General features: G+C 33.3%; 15 protein-coding genes, 1 tRNA gene and 1 pseudogene. 14 read left to right on the forward strand and 3 right to left on the reverse strand.

What is annotated here, in order from left to right; genetic code table 11:
• From AAEO57_RS20875 to AAEO57_RS14515, 4 genes and pseudogenes are all read left to right on the forward strand, one after another.
• A pseudogene (locus AAEO57_RS20875) lies at positions 1-107 on the forward strand (IS982 family transposase); the annotation flags it as partial.
• A gap of 81 nt (positions 108-188) precedes the next feature.
• A complete protein-coding gene (locus AAEO57_RS14505) occupies positions 189-1,346 on the forward strand; it encodes a hypothetical protein (protein ID WP_341693749.1) in 1,158 nt (385 codons plus the stop codon).
• 320 nt (positions 1,347-1,666) lie between these two features.
• Positions 1,667-2,236, forward strand: a complete 570-nt coding sequence (locus AAEO57_RS14510; RefSeq protein ID WP_341693750.1) for a Crp/Fnr family transcriptional regulator — start codon at positions 1,667-1,669, stop codon at positions 2,234-2,236.
• A 77-nt stretch (positions 2,237-2,313) separates the two neighbouring features.
• A complete protein-coding gene (locus AAEO57_RS14515) occupies positions 2,314-3,051 on the forward strand; it encodes an SDR family oxidoreductase (RefSeq protein ID WP_341693751.1) in 738 nt (245 codons plus the stop codon).
• Between the two features lie 105 nt (positions 3,052-3,156).
• Here AAEO57_RS14515 and AAEO57_RS14520 read toward each other — a convergent pair whose 3' ends face one another.
• Entirely contained in the window at positions 3,157-4,518 is a 1,362-nt protein-coding gene (locus tag AAEO57_RS14520) for a hydroxymethylglutaryl-CoA synthase family protein (RefSeq protein ID WP_341693752.1), read from the reverse strand.
• A 363-nt stretch (positions 4,519-4,881) separates the two neighbouring features.
• Here AAEO57_RS14520 and AAEO57_RS14525 point away from each other — a divergent pair, with 363 nt between their 5' ends.
• The 5 genes from AAEO57_RS14525 (at position 4,882) to AAEO57_RS14545 (ending at position 10,286) form a co-directional block, all read left to right on the forward strand.
• Positions 4,882-5,547: a succinate dehydrogenase cytochrome b subunit gene (locus AAEO57_RS14525; RefSeq protein WP_341693753.1), complete on the forward strand. Its 666-nt coding sequence runs from the start codon at positions 4,882-4,884 to the stop codon at positions 5,545-5,547.
• 11 nt (positions 5,548-5,558) lie between these two features.
• Positions 5,559-7,559 (forward strand): fumarate reductase/succinate dehydrogenase flavoprotein subunit, encoded by a 2,001-nt coding sequence (locus AAEO57_RS14530; protein ID WP_341693754.1) that lies wholly within the window; start codon positions 5,559-5,561, stop codon positions 7,557-7,559.
• A 95-nt stretch (positions 7,560-7,654) separates the two neighbouring features.
• Positions 7,655-8,401: a succinate dehydrogenase/fumarate reductase iron-sulfur subunit gene (locus AAEO57_RS14535; protein WP_031455145.1), complete on the forward strand. Its 747-nt coding sequence runs from the start codon at positions 7,655-7,657 to the stop codon at positions 8,399-8,401.
• 154 nt (positions 8,402-8,555) lie between these two features.
• On the forward strand, positions 8,556-9,404 hold the full coding sequence (locus tag AAEO57_RS14540) for a hypothetical protein (protein WP_341693755.1): 849 nt from the start codon (positions 8,556-8,558) through the stop codon (positions 9,402-9,404).
• Positions 9,405-9,518: 114 nt separating this feature from the next.
• Positions 9,519-10,286: an amidohydrolase gene (locus AAEO57_RS14545; RefSeq protein WP_341693756.1), complete on the forward strand. Its 768-nt coding sequence runs from the start codon at positions 9,519-9,521 to the stop codon at positions 10,284-10,286.
• Here AAEO57_RS14545 and AAEO57_RS14550 read toward each other — a convergent pair.
• Positions 10,283-11,974, reverse strand: coding sequence for an Ig-like domain-containing domain (locus AAEO57_RS14550; RefSeq protein WP_341693757.1), 1,692 nt, complete (start codon positions 11,972-11,974; stop codon positions 10,283-10,285). The genes AAEO57_RS14545 and AAEO57_RS14550 overlap by 4 nt on opposite strands.
• Before the next feature lie 171 nt (positions 11,975-12,145).
• Between AAEO57_RS14550 and AAEO57_RS14555 the strand changes: the two genes are divergently transcribed.
• The 5 genes from AAEO57_RS14555 to AAEO57_RS14575 all read left to right on the forward strand — a co-directional run bounded on the left by AAEO57_RS14555 (position 12,146) and on the right by AAEO57_RS14575 (position 16,472).
• Positions 12,146-13,150 carry a hypothetical protein gene (locus tag AAEO57_RS14555; RefSeq protein WP_341693758.1) on the forward strand — a complete coding sequence of 335 codons (1,005 nt, stop codon included), beginning with the start codon at positions 12,146-12,148 and terminating at the stop codon, positions 13,148-13,150.
• On the forward strand, positions 13,110-15,464 hold the full coding sequence (locus AAEO57_RS14560; RefSeq protein ID WP_341693759.1) for a hypothetical protein: 2,355 nt from the start codon (positions 13,110-13,112) through the stop codon (positions 15,462-15,464). The genes AAEO57_RS14555 and AAEO57_RS14560 overlap by 41 nt, the downstream gene beginning before the upstream one ends.
• 15 nt (positions 15,465-15,479) lie before the next feature.
• A complete protein-coding gene (gene mce / locus AAEO57_RS14565) occupies positions 15,480-15,884 on the forward strand; it encodes a methylmalonyl-CoA epimerase (RefSeq protein ID WP_341693760.1) in 405 nt (134 codons plus the stop codon).
• A gap of 137 nt (positions 15,885-16,021) precedes the next feature.
• A tRNA-Ile gene (locus tag AAEO57_RS14570) sits at positions 16,022-16,095 on the forward strand.
• A gap of 167 nt (positions 16,096-16,262) precedes the next feature.
• The gene (locus tag AAEO57_RS14575; RefSeq protein WP_341693761.1) at positions 16,263-16,472 is read left to right on the forward strand and encodes a hypothetical protein; all 210 of its coding nucleotides are present in this window, start codon (positions 16,263-16,265) and stop codon (positions 16,470-16,472) included.
• Between the two features lie 36 nt (positions 16,473-16,508).
• Here the strand turns inward: AAEO57_RS14575 and AAEO57_RS14580 are convergent, their stop codons facing one another.
• Positions 16,509-17,099, reverse strand: coding sequence for a riboflavin synthase (locus tag AAEO57_RS14580; protein ID WP_341693762.1), 591 nt, complete (start codon positions 17,097-17,099; stop codon positions 16,509-16,511).
• Positions 17,100-17,121 lie beyond the last annotated feature (22 nt).

Genomic DNA, 17,121 nt, shown 5'->3' on the forward strand with positions numbered 1-17,121 from the left:
TCAAGAAAATGTTTCCTAGAACAATACATGCAGTTACACTTGAAGGTTTTCTAATAAAGTTAACTCTGTTTGTGTTTGGACTCCAATTAAACAAATCAATTAACTAGCAACTTGAATTAAATATTAAAAGTCACACAAGTTGGTATGAGGTAATTAAATTTTACAAGGCACGAAAGTTGTCAAAAAAAGTGAGAAAGAAAATTACTGAATTTAAGTCACAATTATTACTCCCGGATAATTATGATGAGAGTATAAAAAGAAGCGGTTCTGATAAATCTGGTGCTTCAGTTAAAGTTAGTGCTGCTGGAAGTGAATTAAATGCTTCAAATGAAAATGTTTATGCAACGGAAACGCAAAAATCTTTGCAAATTAACAAGCTTAATAATTTGAGAAATGAACTTACTGAATTAAAAAAGATAGTAATTGAAATTTCTAAGTTTCTTGATAATAAACATATATATTTAGTTTTAGATGACTTTTATTTTGTTAAAAAATCAGATCAATCAAATTTTGTGGATTTTTTTCATAGGCTATCAAAAGATACTCCTATATATTTGAAAGTTGCTACAATTAAGCATAGATCAGCTTTATATAGTCACGTAAATGGAATTATTAGTGGAATTGAAATAGGGCATGATGCTCAACCAATAGAGTTAGATTATACACTTGATCAATTTCAAGCGTTATCAAATTTCATGTGGGATTTATTGATTCAAGCAAATAGAAATTCCAATGCAGGAGTTGATTTAAAAACACTTATTTCTGATAATGCTTTTAAGCAACTTTGTTTAGCTTCAGGTGGAGTTCCCAGAGATTTTTTGTCACTCTTTATAAAGCTCTGTAATAATATTATTTCAGGTAAATCAATAATCACAAAAACTGATGTTAATGAAATTGCAATAGAAAATTACCCTATTAAATTGGAAAACTTTAAAAGGGATACAGCAGAAGAAAAGGATCTTCTTGAATATTATCTTAAATTTCTGCGTAATTTTATGCTAACAGAAAAGAATACTAACATATGTTTAGTATCAAATAATGATTTGGGAGATTATAGTCAAATAAAGCAAGCTGTCAAAGAATTAGTTGATTTGCGATTATTACATCTTGTAGATTCAAATACAAGTTCAGCTCCATCTGATGGAAAGAGGTATAGTGCATACATGATAGATATTGGTTTGTATCCAAATTCAAAGCCACGTAATTTTAATCAAATTGAGCCAGGAGTAGTAGATGAGGCAGGGAGAAAGGATCAGATAAGATCATCACCAAAAGTTAACTTAGAGAGATTTAAGGATTATATTGATGATTTAAATCTATCGCATCAATTAAAGGAAACTGAATAAGTTCTGATAATATTTTATAAACACCCGATAGCGCGGATTTGCAATCCGTGCCCACAAAGTATGTAAAGCAATAAAAATCAAAATACTGTAACAAACCCCAGATAGCGCGGATTTTTAATCCGTGCCCGTAATGATAATCAAACTAAAATTGTTTTTAAAATGATTTTTGATACGCCGGAAGAGTGCAATAAGCTGAAACCATTTGTAGTTGATAAAAACGAAGAGAACTTTGATAAACTGGAAACTGAATTATCTAAAATGATATGACTTTTTTGCCAAATGGCAAATCACGTAAAAACAACTTTGATTAACTTGCCGTTATGAAAGCATTTATAGACTACATTTTGCAGTTTGGTGATTTAAACCAACAGCAAATTGACTTAATTACAAAAAAGGCTGGAGAGCTGGAACTTTTAAAAGACGAATATTTTTCGGAAGCAGGGAAAATTGCCCAGCAGGTTGGTTTTGTTTTGGAAGGTGTTATTCGGGTTTGTTACTACAATAACAAAGGCGAAGAAATTACCAAATATTTTATTGACGAAAATAATCTGGTGGTCGATTTAGAGAGTTTTAATAATGATATTTGTTCAAACGCTTATGTGCAGGCGGTGACTGATTGCAAAGTTTTGGTTTTTTCTAAAAAAGACTGGAAAGAACTTTTGGATATTATCATTCCGTGGCAGGCGATTGTAAATAAAATTATTTCAAGAGCGTTGATGCAGAAAGTAGAAAGAAGAAGTCCTCTGGTTTCAGAAGATGCTACGACGCGTTATTTGATGTTTCTAAAAATTTATCCTAATGGTGTAAATCGTATTCCGCTTTCTTATATTGCTTCTTATTTAGGTATGACACAATCTTCTTTGAGCAGAATTAGAAAAAACATCCGTTAAATTGCTTTTTGCCAAATGACAAATGATTTCATTTTTAAAGGAATCACCTTTGTATTGTTAATTTAAAACAGTAAAAAATGAAGTCAGTATTAATAACAGGAGCCAACAGAAGTATTGGTTTAGAAACAGTAAAACAGCTTTCGAAAAAAGGATTGTTTGTTTATTTAGGAAGTCGTGATTTAGAAAAAGGAAATGAAGTTGCAGACGAGTTAAAAAAGAATGGATATGAAAACGTCAAAGCCATTGAAATTGATGTTACAAATTCTAATTCAATTTTCGCAGCGAAGAAAATTATTGAAAGCGAGCAGGGAAAATTGGATATTTTGATCAATAACGCCGGAATATTGGGAACAAATCCACAGCACGCATCAGATACACCCATTGCTGATATTCAAAAAGTATTTGACACTAATTTCTTTGGTGTAATAAACGTTACTCAGACTTTTTTAGAATTGCTTAAAAAATCCGAAAGCCCAAGAATCAGTAATATTACTTCGGGTCTTGGTTCTTTAACATTGCACAGCGACCCTAGCTGGAAATATTATGGAATCAAAACAGCCGGTTACGGGACATCGAAAGCAGCTTTGAATGCTTATACTATTGCGTTGGCTTATGAGTTAAAAGAATTGTCTTTTAAAGTAAATGCAATTGATCCGGGCTATACCGCAACAGATTTCAATCACCATAGCGGACCCGGTACGGTTGAAAGTGCGGCGAGTTTTATTGTAAAACATACCTTAACGAAGGACAATGCGCCAACAGGAAAGTATTTCAGTAACGACATTGAAGATGAAACGGAAGAAAGTCCGTGGTGAGAAAATTTTTCAATCTTAACAGTGAAGTTTGAAAAACAAAAAACCGAAGCAGAGAATTTTTTCTGCTTCGGTTTTTGGAATTTGGATTTTTTTATTGGAATTTAGTTAATCCACCCATTTATAATAACGCGCCCCAACCAAAGTTGGAATATCTTTTTCGATTCGTTCTAAAATCCATTCGTTTTTTGGAGTTCTGACACTTTGTTTTTGTTCTTTTTTGTGAAGACTTTCGTAAGTGTTGAAGTCAATTTCTACGCTTTCTGCTAAGTTTTCAAAAAGTTTCACATTCACTAGAGCTGATTTCCATTCCGGTTGAATTGTACCTTCAAAAACTTTCGATTTCGATCCGCTTCCGTAAGCTAAGAAACCGAATTTAGTCTCTGCAACTTCTTTGTTAGTATCATAAAAATGAGCCAGAGTCGACAATAATCCCATGAAGATAGATCCGGTGTAAAGATTTCCAATTAAAGAAGAAGCCAATTCAGCAGGCTGTAATTTTTTGGTAACAAAAGTTCTGTAATCATCAGATTTTGCAACTTCTTTAATTTTTGCCTGATAATCAGCAGGCGCAATATCATCAGCAATAATTTTCCCGGCACTGTCTAAAGCGTAGATTTCAGACAACATTCTTCTTCCCTGGAAAGAGTAAGGCAAATGCATCACAATACTGTGCCAGGTGTTGTATAAAGTTTCGGTAGTATTTTTTAGTTTCTTGAATGAAAAGTAAGCGTTTCGTGTACGATCCATATAACACTGATTTGAATATTGTCCGTCAAAAACCGGCTGATCTTTATGGATTTCGATTTCGGCTTCTAAATTGTCAAACCAGGAGTCGTTATTTGTGTTTTGTGTAATGGCTTCTTTTGAAATCGTTCTGTATGGTTTAAAGAAATCAAAAACACCTTTTGTGCTGGTTGCCCAATTGTCATCAAAAGCAATGATTTTTGGATCTGCAGTAATCAGCATGGCAACAGCACCGGCGCCCTGAGTATATTCTCCGCCTGAATTTAAATCGTATTTGGCAAAATCACTGGTTACGACAATTGCTTTTTTCTCCGGATTTAATTTTACAAAATCAAGACAGTTTTGTAAAGCGTCAACTCCGCCAATACAAGCGAATGTAAAATCGACCACGTCACATTCTGCCAAAGAATCTTCTCCAAACTTTTGCTCCATCAAACTAATCAGATAAGAAGCAATTGGTTTTGAACTGTCAATGCCGCTTTCTGTACCAACATAGATTCGGCTGATTTCGTTTAGGTTTATATTATTGTCAATGATCAATTTTGTCAAGGCATTTGCTCCAAAAACTACAGCGTCCTGATGAACGTCAGGGAACGTCATTTTTAGTAAGCCTAGACCTTTTTCGAGTTTTTCGGGTTCAATATTTCTGGCAACAGCCAATGTTTTTATGGGTAAATGTATGTTGGCTACATCAAAAGAAATAGCATCAATTCCTGTTTTCATTCTCATTTTTTTTGAAGGCGGTAAAGGTAAAGTTATTAGAATGGAATGGCAATTTTTTAGGAATATAAAATTCCTGTTTAACGGTACATTTGTAGAAAACAAGCCAAAAGTTGAAGTAAAATAATAATTTAGTAAATTTTTGTTATTTTTTTACGGGATGCATATTGTCTGAAATAAATCGACTTAATTATAGATATGAAAATTTTTATAATAAATTAATGAGTAATCTGTTTTTTTTTATACGTAAAAGTACGTATACGTAGTCTATTTTAAAATGATTATAAATAACAACGAAATGGTTGTAGTTGATGTGTATTTGAGTTATTTTTGCTTAATTTTTAAAACAAAACTACTTAAACACTTATGGCACAATCTGCACTATTGAATGCTTCCATCTTAAAGAAAGTAGCTATGGCTCTTTCGGGAATATTCTTAATCACGTTTTTAGCGCTGCATGTTACCTTAAACTTCATTTCTGTTATTAGTGAAGACGTTTTTAACGAGGCTTCACATTTTATGGGTTACAATCCGCTAATACAATTTGTAATGCAACCAATTTTGGCAATAGGAGTAATTTTCCATTTCGTAATGGGATTTGTACTTACTGTTCAAAACAGAGCTGCAAGACCTATTGCGTATGCGAATTACAATGGGGCTGCAAACGCATCATGGAGTTCTAGAAATATGATTATTTCTGGATTGGTTATTTTAGCATTCTTAGGATTGCATTTTTATGATTTCTGGTTTCCTGAAGTTACGTATAAATACATAGCAGGAACAGCACCAGATGCTACTAGGTATTATGGAGAGTTAGTTCATAAATTTCATGACCCGATCCGTACAGGATTGTACTGCGTGTCTTTTATCCTTTTAGGATTCCACTTATGGCACGGGTTTGCATCTTCTCTTCAGTCTGTAGGGATGCACAACAAATACTCAAGATTTTTGGCAAAAGTGGGTTACTGGTTCTCAGTTGTAGTTCCGGCACTTTTCGTAATTATCGCTTTATTTCATCATTTCAATAATTAATATCAATTATAATGGCATTAGATTCAAAAATTCCAAATGGTCCTATAGCGGACAAATGGACAAATTATAAAGATCATATTAATTTAGTAAACCCGGCTAACAAACGTAATTTAGATATTATCGTTGTTGGTACAGGTTTGGCTGGAGGTTCTGCTGCGGCTACTTTGGCTGAGTTAGGATATAACGTAAAAGCATTTTGCTTTCAGGATTCTCCACGTCGTGCGCACTCTATCGCTGCACAAGGAGGTATCAATGCTGCAAAAAATTATAAGGGTGACGGTGACTCAGTTTACAGATTGTTCTACGATACTGTAAAAGGGGGTGACTACCGTGCACGTGAGGCAAACGTTCACCGTTTGGCTGAGGTTTCTGCAAATATTATTGACCAGTGTGTGGCTCAAGGGGTGCCATTGGCTCGTGAATATGGCGGATTATTAGATAACCGTTCTTTTGGAGGAACTTTGGTTTCCCGTACATTTTACGCACAAGGACAAACCGGACAACAATTATTGTTAGGAGCTTATTCTGCAATGAACCGTCAGATTGGTCGTGGAAAAATAAAAATGTACAACCGTCATGAAATGCTTGAATTGGTTGTCATTGATGGAAAAGCAAGAGGAATTATCGCCCGTAACTTAATTACAGGTGAAATCGAAAGACATTCTGCTCATGCTGTAGTAATTGGTTCTGGAGGATACGGTAATGTATTCTTCCTTTCAACAAATGCTATGGGAAGTAACGCAACAGCAGCCTGGAAAATTCATAAAAAAGGAGCGTTTTTCGCAAATCCTTGTTACACACAAATTCACCCAACATGTATTCCGGTTTCTGGAGATCACCAGTCTAAATTGACTTTGATGTCTGAATCGTTACGTAATGACGGTCGTATTTGGGTTCCTGCAAAATTAGAAGATGCTCAGGCAATTCGTGAAGGAAGAAAAAAAGCAACTGACTTATCTGAAGAAGAAAGAGATTATTTCTTAGAAAGAAGATATCCGGCGTTTGGTAACTTAGTGCCTCGTGACGTTGCGTCCCGTGCAGCAAAAGAAAGATGTGATGCCGGTTTTGGAGTTAATAAAACCGGAGAAGCAGTTTACTTAGATTTTGCTGCGGCTATTGAACGTTACGGAAAAGAAGCGGCTTATGTAAAAGGTTTGGATGCTAATGATAAAGCATTAGTGACTAAATTAGGAACTGCAATCGTAAAAAGTAAATACGGAAACTTATTCCAAATGTACCTGAAAATTGTTGACGAAGATCCTTATGTAACACCAATGATGATTTACCCTGCTGTTCACTATACAATGGGGGGAACCTGGGTTGATTACAACTTAATGACTACAATTCCGGGATGTTTCTCAATTGGAGAATCTAATTTCTCTGATCACGGAGCAAATAGACTAGGGGCTTCTGCTTTGATGCAGGGATTAGCTGATGGATATTTTGTGTTGCCATATACTATCGGGGATTACTTAGCTCCGGATATTAAAATGGGACCAATCTCTACAGACTTGCCGGAATTCGTTGAAGCTGAAAAATCAGTAAAAGATCTAATCAATAATTTTATCAATAATAATGGAACTCATTCTGTAGATTATTTCCACAAGAAATTAGGTAAAATTATGTGGAATAAAGTAGGTATGGCTCGTAATGCTAAAGGTTTAGCTGAAGCTATGGAAGAAATTGCCGCTTTACGTGAAGAGTTTTATAAAGATGTAAAAGTTCCTGGAAGTGCTAACGAATTTAATCAGGAATTAGAAAAAGCAATACGTGTTGCCGATTTCTTAGAGTTAGGAGAGTTGTTTGCGAAAGATGCTTTACACCGTAACGAATCTTGTGGAGGTCACTTCCGTGAGGAATACCAGACAGAAGAAGGAGAAGCACTTCGTGACGACGAAAACTTTGCATACGTTGCAGCCTGGGAATACAAAGGAAAACCAAGTGATGCAGTGTTACACAAAGAACCTCTTAATTACGAAAACATTAAATTAGTACAGCGTAGCTATAAATAAGAATTTGGTCGAAAGCCCAAAGTCTTAAAGTTAAAAGGCAAAATGTGCCAGGCGACTTTCGACTTTCGACTTTATGACTTTCAAACTAAAAAGGTATGAAACTTACATTAAAAATATGGCGTCAGAAAAACGCCCAGGATAAAGGAGGAATCGTTGATTACCCAATTGACGGAATCGAACCAGACATGTCTTTCCTTGAAATGCTTGACGTTCTTAATGAACAATTAATCAATAAAGGAGAAGAACCTGTTGCATTTGATCACGATTGCCGTGAGGGAATCTGCGGAATGTGTTCTTTATTTATCAACGGTGAAGCACACGGTCCGGACAGAGGTGTTACAACTTGTCAGTTGCACATGCGTATGTTTAAAGATGGTGATACGATTTTTATCGAGCCATTCAGAGCAAAAGCTTTTCCTGTAATTAAAGATTTAGTTGTTGACAGAAGTTCATTCGACAGAATTCAGCATGCAGGTGGATTTATCTCTGTAAACACTTCAGGAAATACAATCGATGCCAATACAATTCCAATTAACAAAGACGATGCAGATAAATCATTTGATGCTGCTGCGTGTATTGGTTGTGGTGCTTGTGTAGCCACTTGTAAAAACTCTTCTGCAATGTTGTTCGTTGGTGCAAAAGTATCTCAATATGCTTTATTGCCACAAGGTAAAGTTGAGGCTACAGAGCGTGTATTAAACATGGTTCACCAAATGGATTTAGAAGGTTTTGGTAACTGTACTAACACCGGAGCTTGTGAAGTAGAATGCCCTAAAGGAATTTCTCTTGAAAATATTGCACGTATGAACCGTGAGTATTTAGCAGCAAGTTTAAAAGGATAATTTAATTTGTCATTTAGACTGAATAATATAAAAGCTTCCCAAGTAATCGGGAAGCTTTTTTTGTAGTATAAATAATCTTAATATTTTATTTATATTTGAAAAAAAATGCTTTCGCATTTAATAAAAAAGCATTTGTAAAATCAATTAAATATATATGAAAAAAAAATTACTACTATTGATGCTAACTTCTTTTCTGATTGCTTGTTCTAGTGATTCAGCATCAGATGATTCCCAAAATTCATCTTCCAACAAAATAAGAAAAGTTGAAGAAATTCAAAACGATTTTGTAATAAAAACAAGTGAATATGAATATAACAGTGCAGGAAATATTTCTAAGCTAACTATAAAAGATCAATCAAAATTTTACCAGACAACTTTTAATTATGACACATCTAATAAAATGATTAGCTGGAATTTGAAAGAATACTATATATCTAGCCCTTCTGACGTAATACAACAATTGAATACACTGGAATATACAAACGGACTGATTACTAATATTTGTATTGACCGAAAAGAAACCGAATCAGATTATGTGACAAATTCAGCAGACAGAATTAGTCAGAGCTATTCAGGATTTGGTCTGACTTCTATAAAACATTATATCCAGATCACTGGTGGTGAAAACACATCATGTGATGAAGTTACAGATGTTGATACTGAGGAATTTTTTCAATACGCTAATGGAAATTTAATTCGTTATGAAGCACCAGGGACGGGATTCTCGGATGAATATTATAAAATAGAGCATGACGAGGGGAATAATTATTTATCAGGAGTAAAACCAGATGCATTTAGATATTCCATGGGTAGTCAGGTATCTGTCAATAATTTAAAAAATATAAATATATATAGTTCGTATAATGATAAATTGACGGCAACTGTCAAATTTGAAAATACGTATGATAAAAATAAAAATCTTATAAAAGCCGTAGAAAAATATTATTATGCTGGAAGTACAACTCCGTCTAATACCACAACAATGAACTACTATTACTATTAATTCAAAATTAAAGGAGAAAGACCAAAGTTGGTTTATGCTTAAAAAAGTTTTCTTAAAAGCGCATTCATTAAATTTTGGATGCGTTTTTTTTATCTTTATATAAAATTAAACAACATGAAAATCGCACTTATTCAATCGAATCTGATTTGGGAGAGCCCAAAAGATAACAGAACTAATTTTGAGGCTAAAATAAACGAAATAAAAGCTTTAGTTGATTTGATTGTACTTCCGGAAATGTTCTCGACAGGATTTAGTATGAATGCCTCAAAAATGGCAGAAACGATGCAGGGGGAAACTGTTTTGTGGATGCAGGATTTAGCGAAAAGCAATAATTGTGCGATTGCAGGAAGTCTGATTATTTCTGAGGAAGATAAATGCTATAATCGGTTATTGTTTGTTTTTCCGACTGGTGAAATTCATTACTATGATAAAAGGCATTTATTTACACTGGCAGGAGAAGATAAAATTTATACTGCCGGGACTAAAAAACAGATTGTTGAGTATAAAGACTGGAAAATTTGCCTTCAGGTTTGTTATGATTTGCGTTTCCCTGTCTTTATCAGAAATGTAGAAAATTATGACTTGCTTTTGTATGTTGCCAACTGGCCTAAAGTAAGGATTAATGCTTGGGATATTCTGTTAAGAGCCCGTGCGGTTGAAAATCTTAGTTATGTCATTGGAGTCAACAGGATAGGGGAGGATGCGAATAACTTCGAGCATAATGGTCATTCGCAAGTTGTTGATTTTTTAGGAAATTATATTCTACAGCCTCAGGAAAATGAAGGTGTTTTTTTAGTTGAATTAGACAAAAATATAATGCTTGAAACCCGTGAAAAAGTGAATTTCCTGAATGATAAAGACGGCTTTGAAATTAAAATTTAAAATGCAGTTTTCTTTTTCTTTTTTTCTGCTTTTATTTTTGCTTCTTCATTCTTCTTAGCCAGTTCCGGACTGTAGGGAATGCTTAAATCTATAGATTCAACTTTGTCCCAGTTCGCATGCAAATCAATTTCTTGCTGATAATAAAAAACTTCTTCGGCATATTTTTTTTCTAAATAGCTACCGGTATCGTATGCTTTGTTTTTATTGTCGTCATAAATAATTCGTACAGTATATACACTTGGCTCTAAAAGTAGAAAATCAAATTGGGTCTGTTTTTCAGAATAATCGCTCGCCATTACAACGTCTCCTTTTTTATTGGTTAATTCAACTATAATTGGAAAACGTTTTGCATTTTGTAAATTCAGTGTAAGATTGCCGTATTCTTCCACTTCTCGTGTAGTGAGTTTGTATGATAAGGTATCATTCGATTTTTCATAAAAATCGGTTAATGCACCCGGTAAAAAAGTAAAATTGTACTTTTCGGAAGGCTCTTTTTTAAAATCGATGTATAGTTTTTGTTCAAATTCATCATATTCAGTTGTATAAGCAACTGCAGCAGAATCTTTGTTAACTAATTTTATTTTTGATTTGTCAAATTTGACAAGCGGTGTAGCTGTTTCCAGTGTAAAGCGATCCCTGAAATGTATGATTCCATTTTGTAAAGCTGTAATGTTCAGGGTGTCTTTCTTTTGGTTTTTAATTTTGAATGTAAATTTTTTATCATAGTTGTCCTTGTTGATTTCTAATGATAATGAATCTGCTTTTAAAGGTTTATACCAAACTTGCAAAGAGTCCTTTTTTGGAAATTGAGTTATAATGGTTTCAAGAACTTCATTGCCGTTTTTAAGTACAATTTTAGGTTTTGAATCTTTAAAGTTTCGTTTTCCTTCATACGGAAGCAGTAATCTGTTTCCGGAAGCCTGGATTGGTTTGAATGCTTTTAAAGGAAGTTGTTCTTTGAATAATTCCAGTTCAAATACGGTATCGTTTGGGATGGTTATAGGTTGTTTAAGGAAGCCTATTTTATCATCCTTTGGGTTAAATTTATTATTGCTTCCCTTGTCTTTTAATGCAACCAAAAGATATTTTCCTGCTTTTAGGTTTTCTAAACGAAAAGTCGTTAAACTGTCTAGAGTATTGGTAATGTATCGTGGATTTTCTTTATAAATAACAGAATCTTTGAATTTGTCATTAACCTCATATAGCATTACAGATACAAAGTTATCGGCATTTTTTTCATAGGAATCTTTAATTTTTCCGTTTAACGCAAGTGAATCAATGTAAGAACCTGTTGAAAATACGTATTTGAATTGATTTAAGGGGTTTCCTTCGTTATTGTCAGCAATGCTTTGCCCAAAATTGAAGCTGTAAGTAGTATTAGGCTGTAAAGTATCTTTTATTTTTATACTGATAAATTTACTTGCATTAGTTGGCTCAATAATTGGCGGATTTTTCAAAGGGGGAGAAACAATTAGCTGTTTATTGGCGTTTTTAAGTTTTACATATTCATCAAATGTCAGAATGATTTCGTCTGCCTTGAAATCGGTGCTGAAGTTTTTAGGAGTGCTTGATTTTAATATTGGAGCAAGTGTGTCTTTTAAACCTCCTGTTATACTGCCGCGTTTTGCGCAGCTTAGCATTAAAAATACAAATAAAAAAGAAAAATATTTTAAACTGTTTTTCAGCATAACGATTTGTGATTTAATTCCACAAAATAACAATTATATTTGCTTTAATCGAAATTTTTTATCGTTTTATTGGCTTTTCAAACATCGTTTAAATTCCATAATTTTTTTTCTGACAATCTGCAATCAGACTATAATATTCTTACATTTGAGTTAGAATTTAATATTGCAGGTTTGAAAAAGAATTTCTTTTTGGTGTTGCTCTTCCTTTTGTTGGTTTCTTGTAATGAAAAAGCTAAGCCAGTTGTTTCATTTTATTACTGGAAAACCATTTTTAAATTATCAGAAACTGAAAAAAAAGCCATTCATGAAAATAATGTCAGAAAAATTTATATCCGTTATTTTGACATTGATTTAAATCCGAATGATGAAAATCCAATTCCTCTTACGCCGGTTCGTTTTCAGGAAAAAATGAATGATTTTGATATAGTTCCTGTGGTTTATGTCAAAAACAAAGTGATGCTGAAGCAAAATATCAATTTAGAAGATTTGGCTCAAAAAACGATTAAGCTGGTAAACGAAATCAGTTTAAAAAATAAAATATACAACAAAGAAATTCAAATCGACTGCGACTGGACACTTTCTAGCAAGGATAATTATCTGAATTTTATTGAAGTTTTGAAAAAGCTTTCGCAGAAGAAACTTTCGGTGACAATACGATTGCATCAGGTAAAATATTTCAGAAAAACCAAAATACCAAATGCTGATTCTGGAGTTTTAATGTATTACAACATGGGTAAGATTGCTCCTGACTCGTTAAATTCTATATATGACAGGAAAGTGGCAGAACGTTATCTTAAAAGTTTAAAAAGATATCCGCTGCATCTTAACTTTGCTTTGCCTATATATTCCTGGGCAGTGCATATCAGAAATCAAAAAGTGATTGGACTGCGTTCAAAACTGCATGTTTCATCGCTCAAAGAAGATGAAAATTTCGAGCAAATGAATTCTGTTTTTTTTAAAGTTAAACACTCTAATTATAAAAATGGCGTTTTTTATGAAGAGAATGATTTGCTAAAAACAGAGTCTGTTTCTTCTGAAGATTTAAAAGAAATGGCTCAGGATTTACAAGACAATCTGGCTCAGCCCCCAAATGAAATTATTTTTTACGACCTTGATGAATTCAATATAAAAAACTATGAAAAGAATATTTTTAAACAAGTTGTTTCTTGTTTCTAGCGCTTCTTTGCTTCTTGCTTACGGAGTGATATTTGCCTGTGCAGATGGAGATTTTGGTTATTTTGGAGGAGATTCTAATTTTACACCTGAAACATTTGTTGACGAATCCTATACGCCGCTTTTTTTGTCCGGTGATATTTTTTATGGAATTGGTTTTGATACTGAGCATAATTCCAGATTTAATAATGAAATCAAATCTGACTGGAATAAATATTTGAAAACAAAAGTTGATACAACTACAGTTAATTATTTTTTGATTGGAGAAGTAGAAAGACGGTCTTATTCTGAGGAAAAGAAAGTTTCGCAAAATAAAACGGATGTAACCCAGCTGCACGTTTTTCTTAAAACCAAAAAGCAAAATCAGGCAGCTACAAAATGGAGCAAAAAGATGGATTTGAAAGATGCGAAAGTTAAAAGCTTTATCGAATTTTTGTATTTGGCACAGAAGATTGAAACAGTTTCAGTAAATAAAGATTATTGGAGTTATGAACCTGTAGTGGCTAAAACGTTTAACGATTTGAAAATGATTCAGTCTATTGAAAATGTTTACAACACAACTTCTGATCCGTTTTTGAAAAACAGATATTGGTTTTTGACTATGAAGGCTTATTTTTATAGTAACAACAAGCAAAAAGCAATTACATTCTTTAATAAAACCGAAAAATCAGTACCGAAAAACAGTTTGTATTACAGGGCCTTGGCTTATGTTGCCGGAATTCAGCATAAATCAAAACAATATGCGGTTTCAAATTATTTGTATGCTTTGGTTTTTGATAAATGTCCGGAAATGCGAGTGGTAACAGCCTACAGCTTTCGTCCAAAAAACGAATCAGACTGGAATAAATCGTTGACAATGGCTAAAAGTAATGATGAAAAAGCAGCGCTTTGGGCTATTCACGGATATTACAAAGATGAAGTTCAGGCAATAGAGAAAATATATGGATTAGATCCTAAAAACCAGCATCTGGATTATTTGTTAACACGATTGGTAAATAAACAGGAACAGCAGGTAAATAATGAGTTTTATCAAAGGTCAGACGATTACAAAATTTCAAAATATCTTACTGTAGCAGAAAATAAATTAGAAAATAAAAGCAAAATAAATACAAAAGCTTTTGATCTCGTAACCAGAATTGCTGCATCCGGAAATGCAAAACAGTCTTATTTGTGGGATATTGCGTTGGGATATTTACAAATTTTAAAAGCAGATTACGCAAAAGCAGATGCAAATTTTGATAAAGCAGAAAAAACAATGCCGAAAACTAAACTTTCTATTAATCAGTTACGATTGCTTCGATTTGTAAATAATCTAAGTAAAATTGACAAGCTTACACCTAAAAACGAGAAAACAATTTTAGCTGATTTAAATTGGCTCTACCAGGAATTGCCTAAAACATACAAAGGGCAGGAATTTCGTTATCAAAATGCTTCGGCATGGAGTAAGCGATATCTGGCGGCGCTTTACAAAGAAGAATCAAATCCGGTTATGGCCGAATTGTTCGGCAATTCACAGGATTATTATTGGGGAGAAGGAAATTCTTTTTATGATAATGAAAAAGATTTACTGGCTATGAAAAAGTTTCTGACTAAGACTAATAAATCTGAAATTGAAAAAATTGGTTCAGAAATTTATAGCTTGAAGCTAAAAGATATCAATAATTTTCAGGCAGTTCAGGCGACTTTCAAAAATAAAATTCCGGAAGCAATTGCTTTTATGAAAGAAACAGATTCGATTCAGAATATGCTCTTTTTGGGAAATCCTTTTAATGGGAGTATAAAAGATTGTCATGACTGTGATCACGCTGCTTATCAAAAGAAGAAATATTCGTTTAATGATTTTTTAAATACTATAAAAATAATACAGGATAAAGTAGCTCAAAAAGAGGATGAGTATACTAATAATTTACTGCTTGGAAATGCATTTTATAATATTACGCATTTTGGAAACGGAAGAACTTTTTATGAAACGAATATTGTAGGATATGGATCAAGTCCTTATTCATTTAGGGGGCCAATGAAGGAAATGATAACCAATTGTAGTGTTTCCAAAATGTATTATCAAAAAGCATTTGAAGTAGCTGCTACAAAAGAACAAAAGGCAAAATGTATTTATTTGATGGCAAAATGTGAGCGCAATCAATATTATAATAATAAATACAGTACAGCTAAGAACTGGTGGGGAATTCAGGATGATAAAATTAATTTTATAGCATGGAACGGATTCAAAACACTGCAAAAGGAATACTCAGACACAAAATACTATCAGGATGTAATTGCAGAATGTGGTTATTTTAACACTTACATCAGTCAATAAAAAATTGTAATATTTATGGTAAATAAAATTGAGCATATAGGAATTGCAGTCAAAAATATGGATGAGGCCAATATTTTGTTTGAGAAATTATTAGGTGTTGCGTCTTATAAAACAGAAACGGTAGAAACAGAAAAAGTTGTTACTTCTTTTTTTCAGACAGGAGCTAATAAAATTGAACTTTTGATGGCAACCGATCCGGAAAGTCCAATTGCAAAGTTTTTAGAAAAAAAAGGAGAAGGGATACATCATATTGCTTTTGATGTTGAGGATATTTTTGCAGAAATGGAACGGTTGAAAAAAGAAGGTTTTGAGCTGATAAATGATATTCCTAGAAAAGGTGCCGATAATAAATTAGTGGTTTTTTTATATCCAAAAAGCACAAATGGTGTTTTGATAGAGCTTTGTCAGGAAATCAGATGATTTTTTTTATTAAAATAATTGATTGATAATCAATTTGATTTGAGTGATAAATGTAAATATTTAAATTTATATACAAATCATAGCGCAAAATATTTGGAGCAAATAAAAAATAGTAGTAATATTGCAAACTCTTAACCGGTCCTATAGCTCAGCTGGTTAGAGCACCTGACTCATAATCAGGTGGTCCCTGGTTCGAGCCCAGGTGGGACCACAGAAAAAAGCTTCATAATTTTTATGAAGCTTTTTTTGTTTTGGTTTGATGTTTTTTGAATAAAAAGCATACATTTGTAGCAGATTTTTGTGAAAGAACCACGCTTTTGTAGAAATTCAAACAAAACATTTTTAGTATTATTCTAAGATTTTAAATTGTCCCATTCTATGAAAATACCAGGTAAAATTGCAATTTTGTTACTGATGTTGTTTAATGCGGTAATGGTTTTTGCTCAGCCACCCTGCCCTACTTGTCCTGTTGCACCTCCTTCTGTGCCAATTGATGGCGAGTTTTTAGCTGTGTTAATTGCTGCCGGTTTTCTGTTGGGAGTGTATACTATATATATAAAACAAACAAAAACAAAAGCTTCAGTGTAGAGTGAAGTTTTTGTTTTTTGTGGAAGCGTTTTAGGGCTATTTATTTATAGCATACAATCTTGAAATGTATTTTCCGACAACGTCAAATTCTAAATTAATCTTAGTGCCAACTTTGAAATTTTTGAAATTTGTATTTTCAAAGGTATAAGGTATTATCGAAACACTGAATTCGTTTGTTTTTGAGTTTACAACAGTTAAGCTGACGCCATTTACGGTTATTGACCCTTTTTCGATGGTGATGTTGTTTAGGTTTTTGTCGTATTCAAACGTGTAATTCCAGCTTCCGTTTGCTTCTTCAATGTTGGTGCAGGTTCCGGTTTGGTCTACATGGCCTTGTACTATATGTCCGTCAAGACGTTCGCCAAGTCTCATTCCTCTTTCTAAATTAACAATGTCATTAATTTTCCAGTCTCCAATATTGGTTTTCAGAATGGTTTCATTAATGGCTGTCACAGTATAAAAGGAATCTTTTATGGCGACTACTGTCAGACAGATGCCATTGTGTGAAACACTTTGGTCAATTTTTAATTCATTTGTAATAGAAGAGTCTATTGTGATATGAAGGTTGTTCTGGTCTTTTTGTATTTCGTGAATCCTTCCTAAGGTTTCTATAATTCCTGTAAACATTGTTGGTTTTATTTTACTAAAT

This window comes from Flavobacterium calami, from assembly GCF_038290035.1.
GTDB lineage: Bacteria > Bacteroidota > Bacteroidia > Flavobacteriales > Flavobacteriaceae > Flavobacterium > Flavobacterium calami.

What these genes read in the sequence shown, in the direction of transcription:
- AAEO57_RS14510 (WP_341693750.1), top strand. Translation starts at nt 1,667, where the DNA reads ATGAAAGCATTTATAGACTACATTTTGCAGTTTGGTGATTTAAACCAA.
- AAEO57_RS14515 (WP_341693751.1), top strand. Translation starts at nt 2,314, where the DNA reads ATGAAGTCAGTATTAATAACAGGAGCCAACAGAAGTATTGGTTTAGAA.
- AAEO57_RS14520 (WP_341693752.1), bottom strand. Translation starts at nt 4,518, where the DNA reads ATGAAAACAGGAATTGATGCTATTTCTTTTGATGTAGCCAACATACAT.
- AAEO57_RS14525 (WP_341693753.1), top strand. Translation starts at nt 4,882, where the DNA reads ATGGCACAATCTGCACTATTGAATGCTTCCATCTTAAAGAAAGTAGCT.
- AAEO57_RS14530 (WP_341693754.1), top strand. Translation starts at nt 5,559, where the DNA reads ATGGCATTAGATTCAAAAATTCCAAATGGTCCTATAGCGGACAAATGG.
- AAEO57_RS14535 (WP_031455145.1), top strand. Translation starts at nt 7,655, where the DNA reads ATGAAACTTACATTAAAAATATGGCGTCAGAAAAACGCCCAGGATAAA.
- AAEO57_RS14540 (WP_341693755.1), top strand. Translation starts at nt 8,556, where the DNA reads ATGAAAAAAAAATTACTACTATTGATGCTAACTTCTTTTCTGATTGCT.
- AAEO57_RS14545 (WP_341693756.1), top strand. Translation starts at nt 9,519, where the DNA reads ATGAAAATCGCACTTATTCAATCGAATCTGATTTGGGAGAGCCCAAAA.
- AAEO57_RS14550 (WP_341693757.1), bottom strand. Translation starts at nt 11,974, where the DNA reads ATGCTGAAAAACAGTTTAAAATATTTTTCTTTTTTATTTGTATTTTTA.
- AAEO57_RS14560 (WP_341693759.1), top strand. Translation starts at nt 13,110, where the DNA reads ATGAAAAGAATATTTTTAAACAAGTTGTTTCTTGTTTCTAGCGCTTCT.
- mce (WP_341693760.1), top strand. Translation starts at nt 15,480, where the DNA reads ATGGTAAATAAAATTGAGCATATAGGAATTGCAGTCAAAAATATGGAT.
- AAEO57_RS14575 (WP_341693761.1), top strand. Translation starts at nt 16,263, where the DNA reads ATGAAAATACCAGGTAAAATTGCAATTTTGTTACTGATGTTGTTTAAT.
- AAEO57_RS14580 (WP_341693762.1), bottom strand. Translation starts at nt 17,099, where the DNA reads ATGTTTACAGGAATTATAGAAACCTTAGGAAGGATTCACGAAATACAA.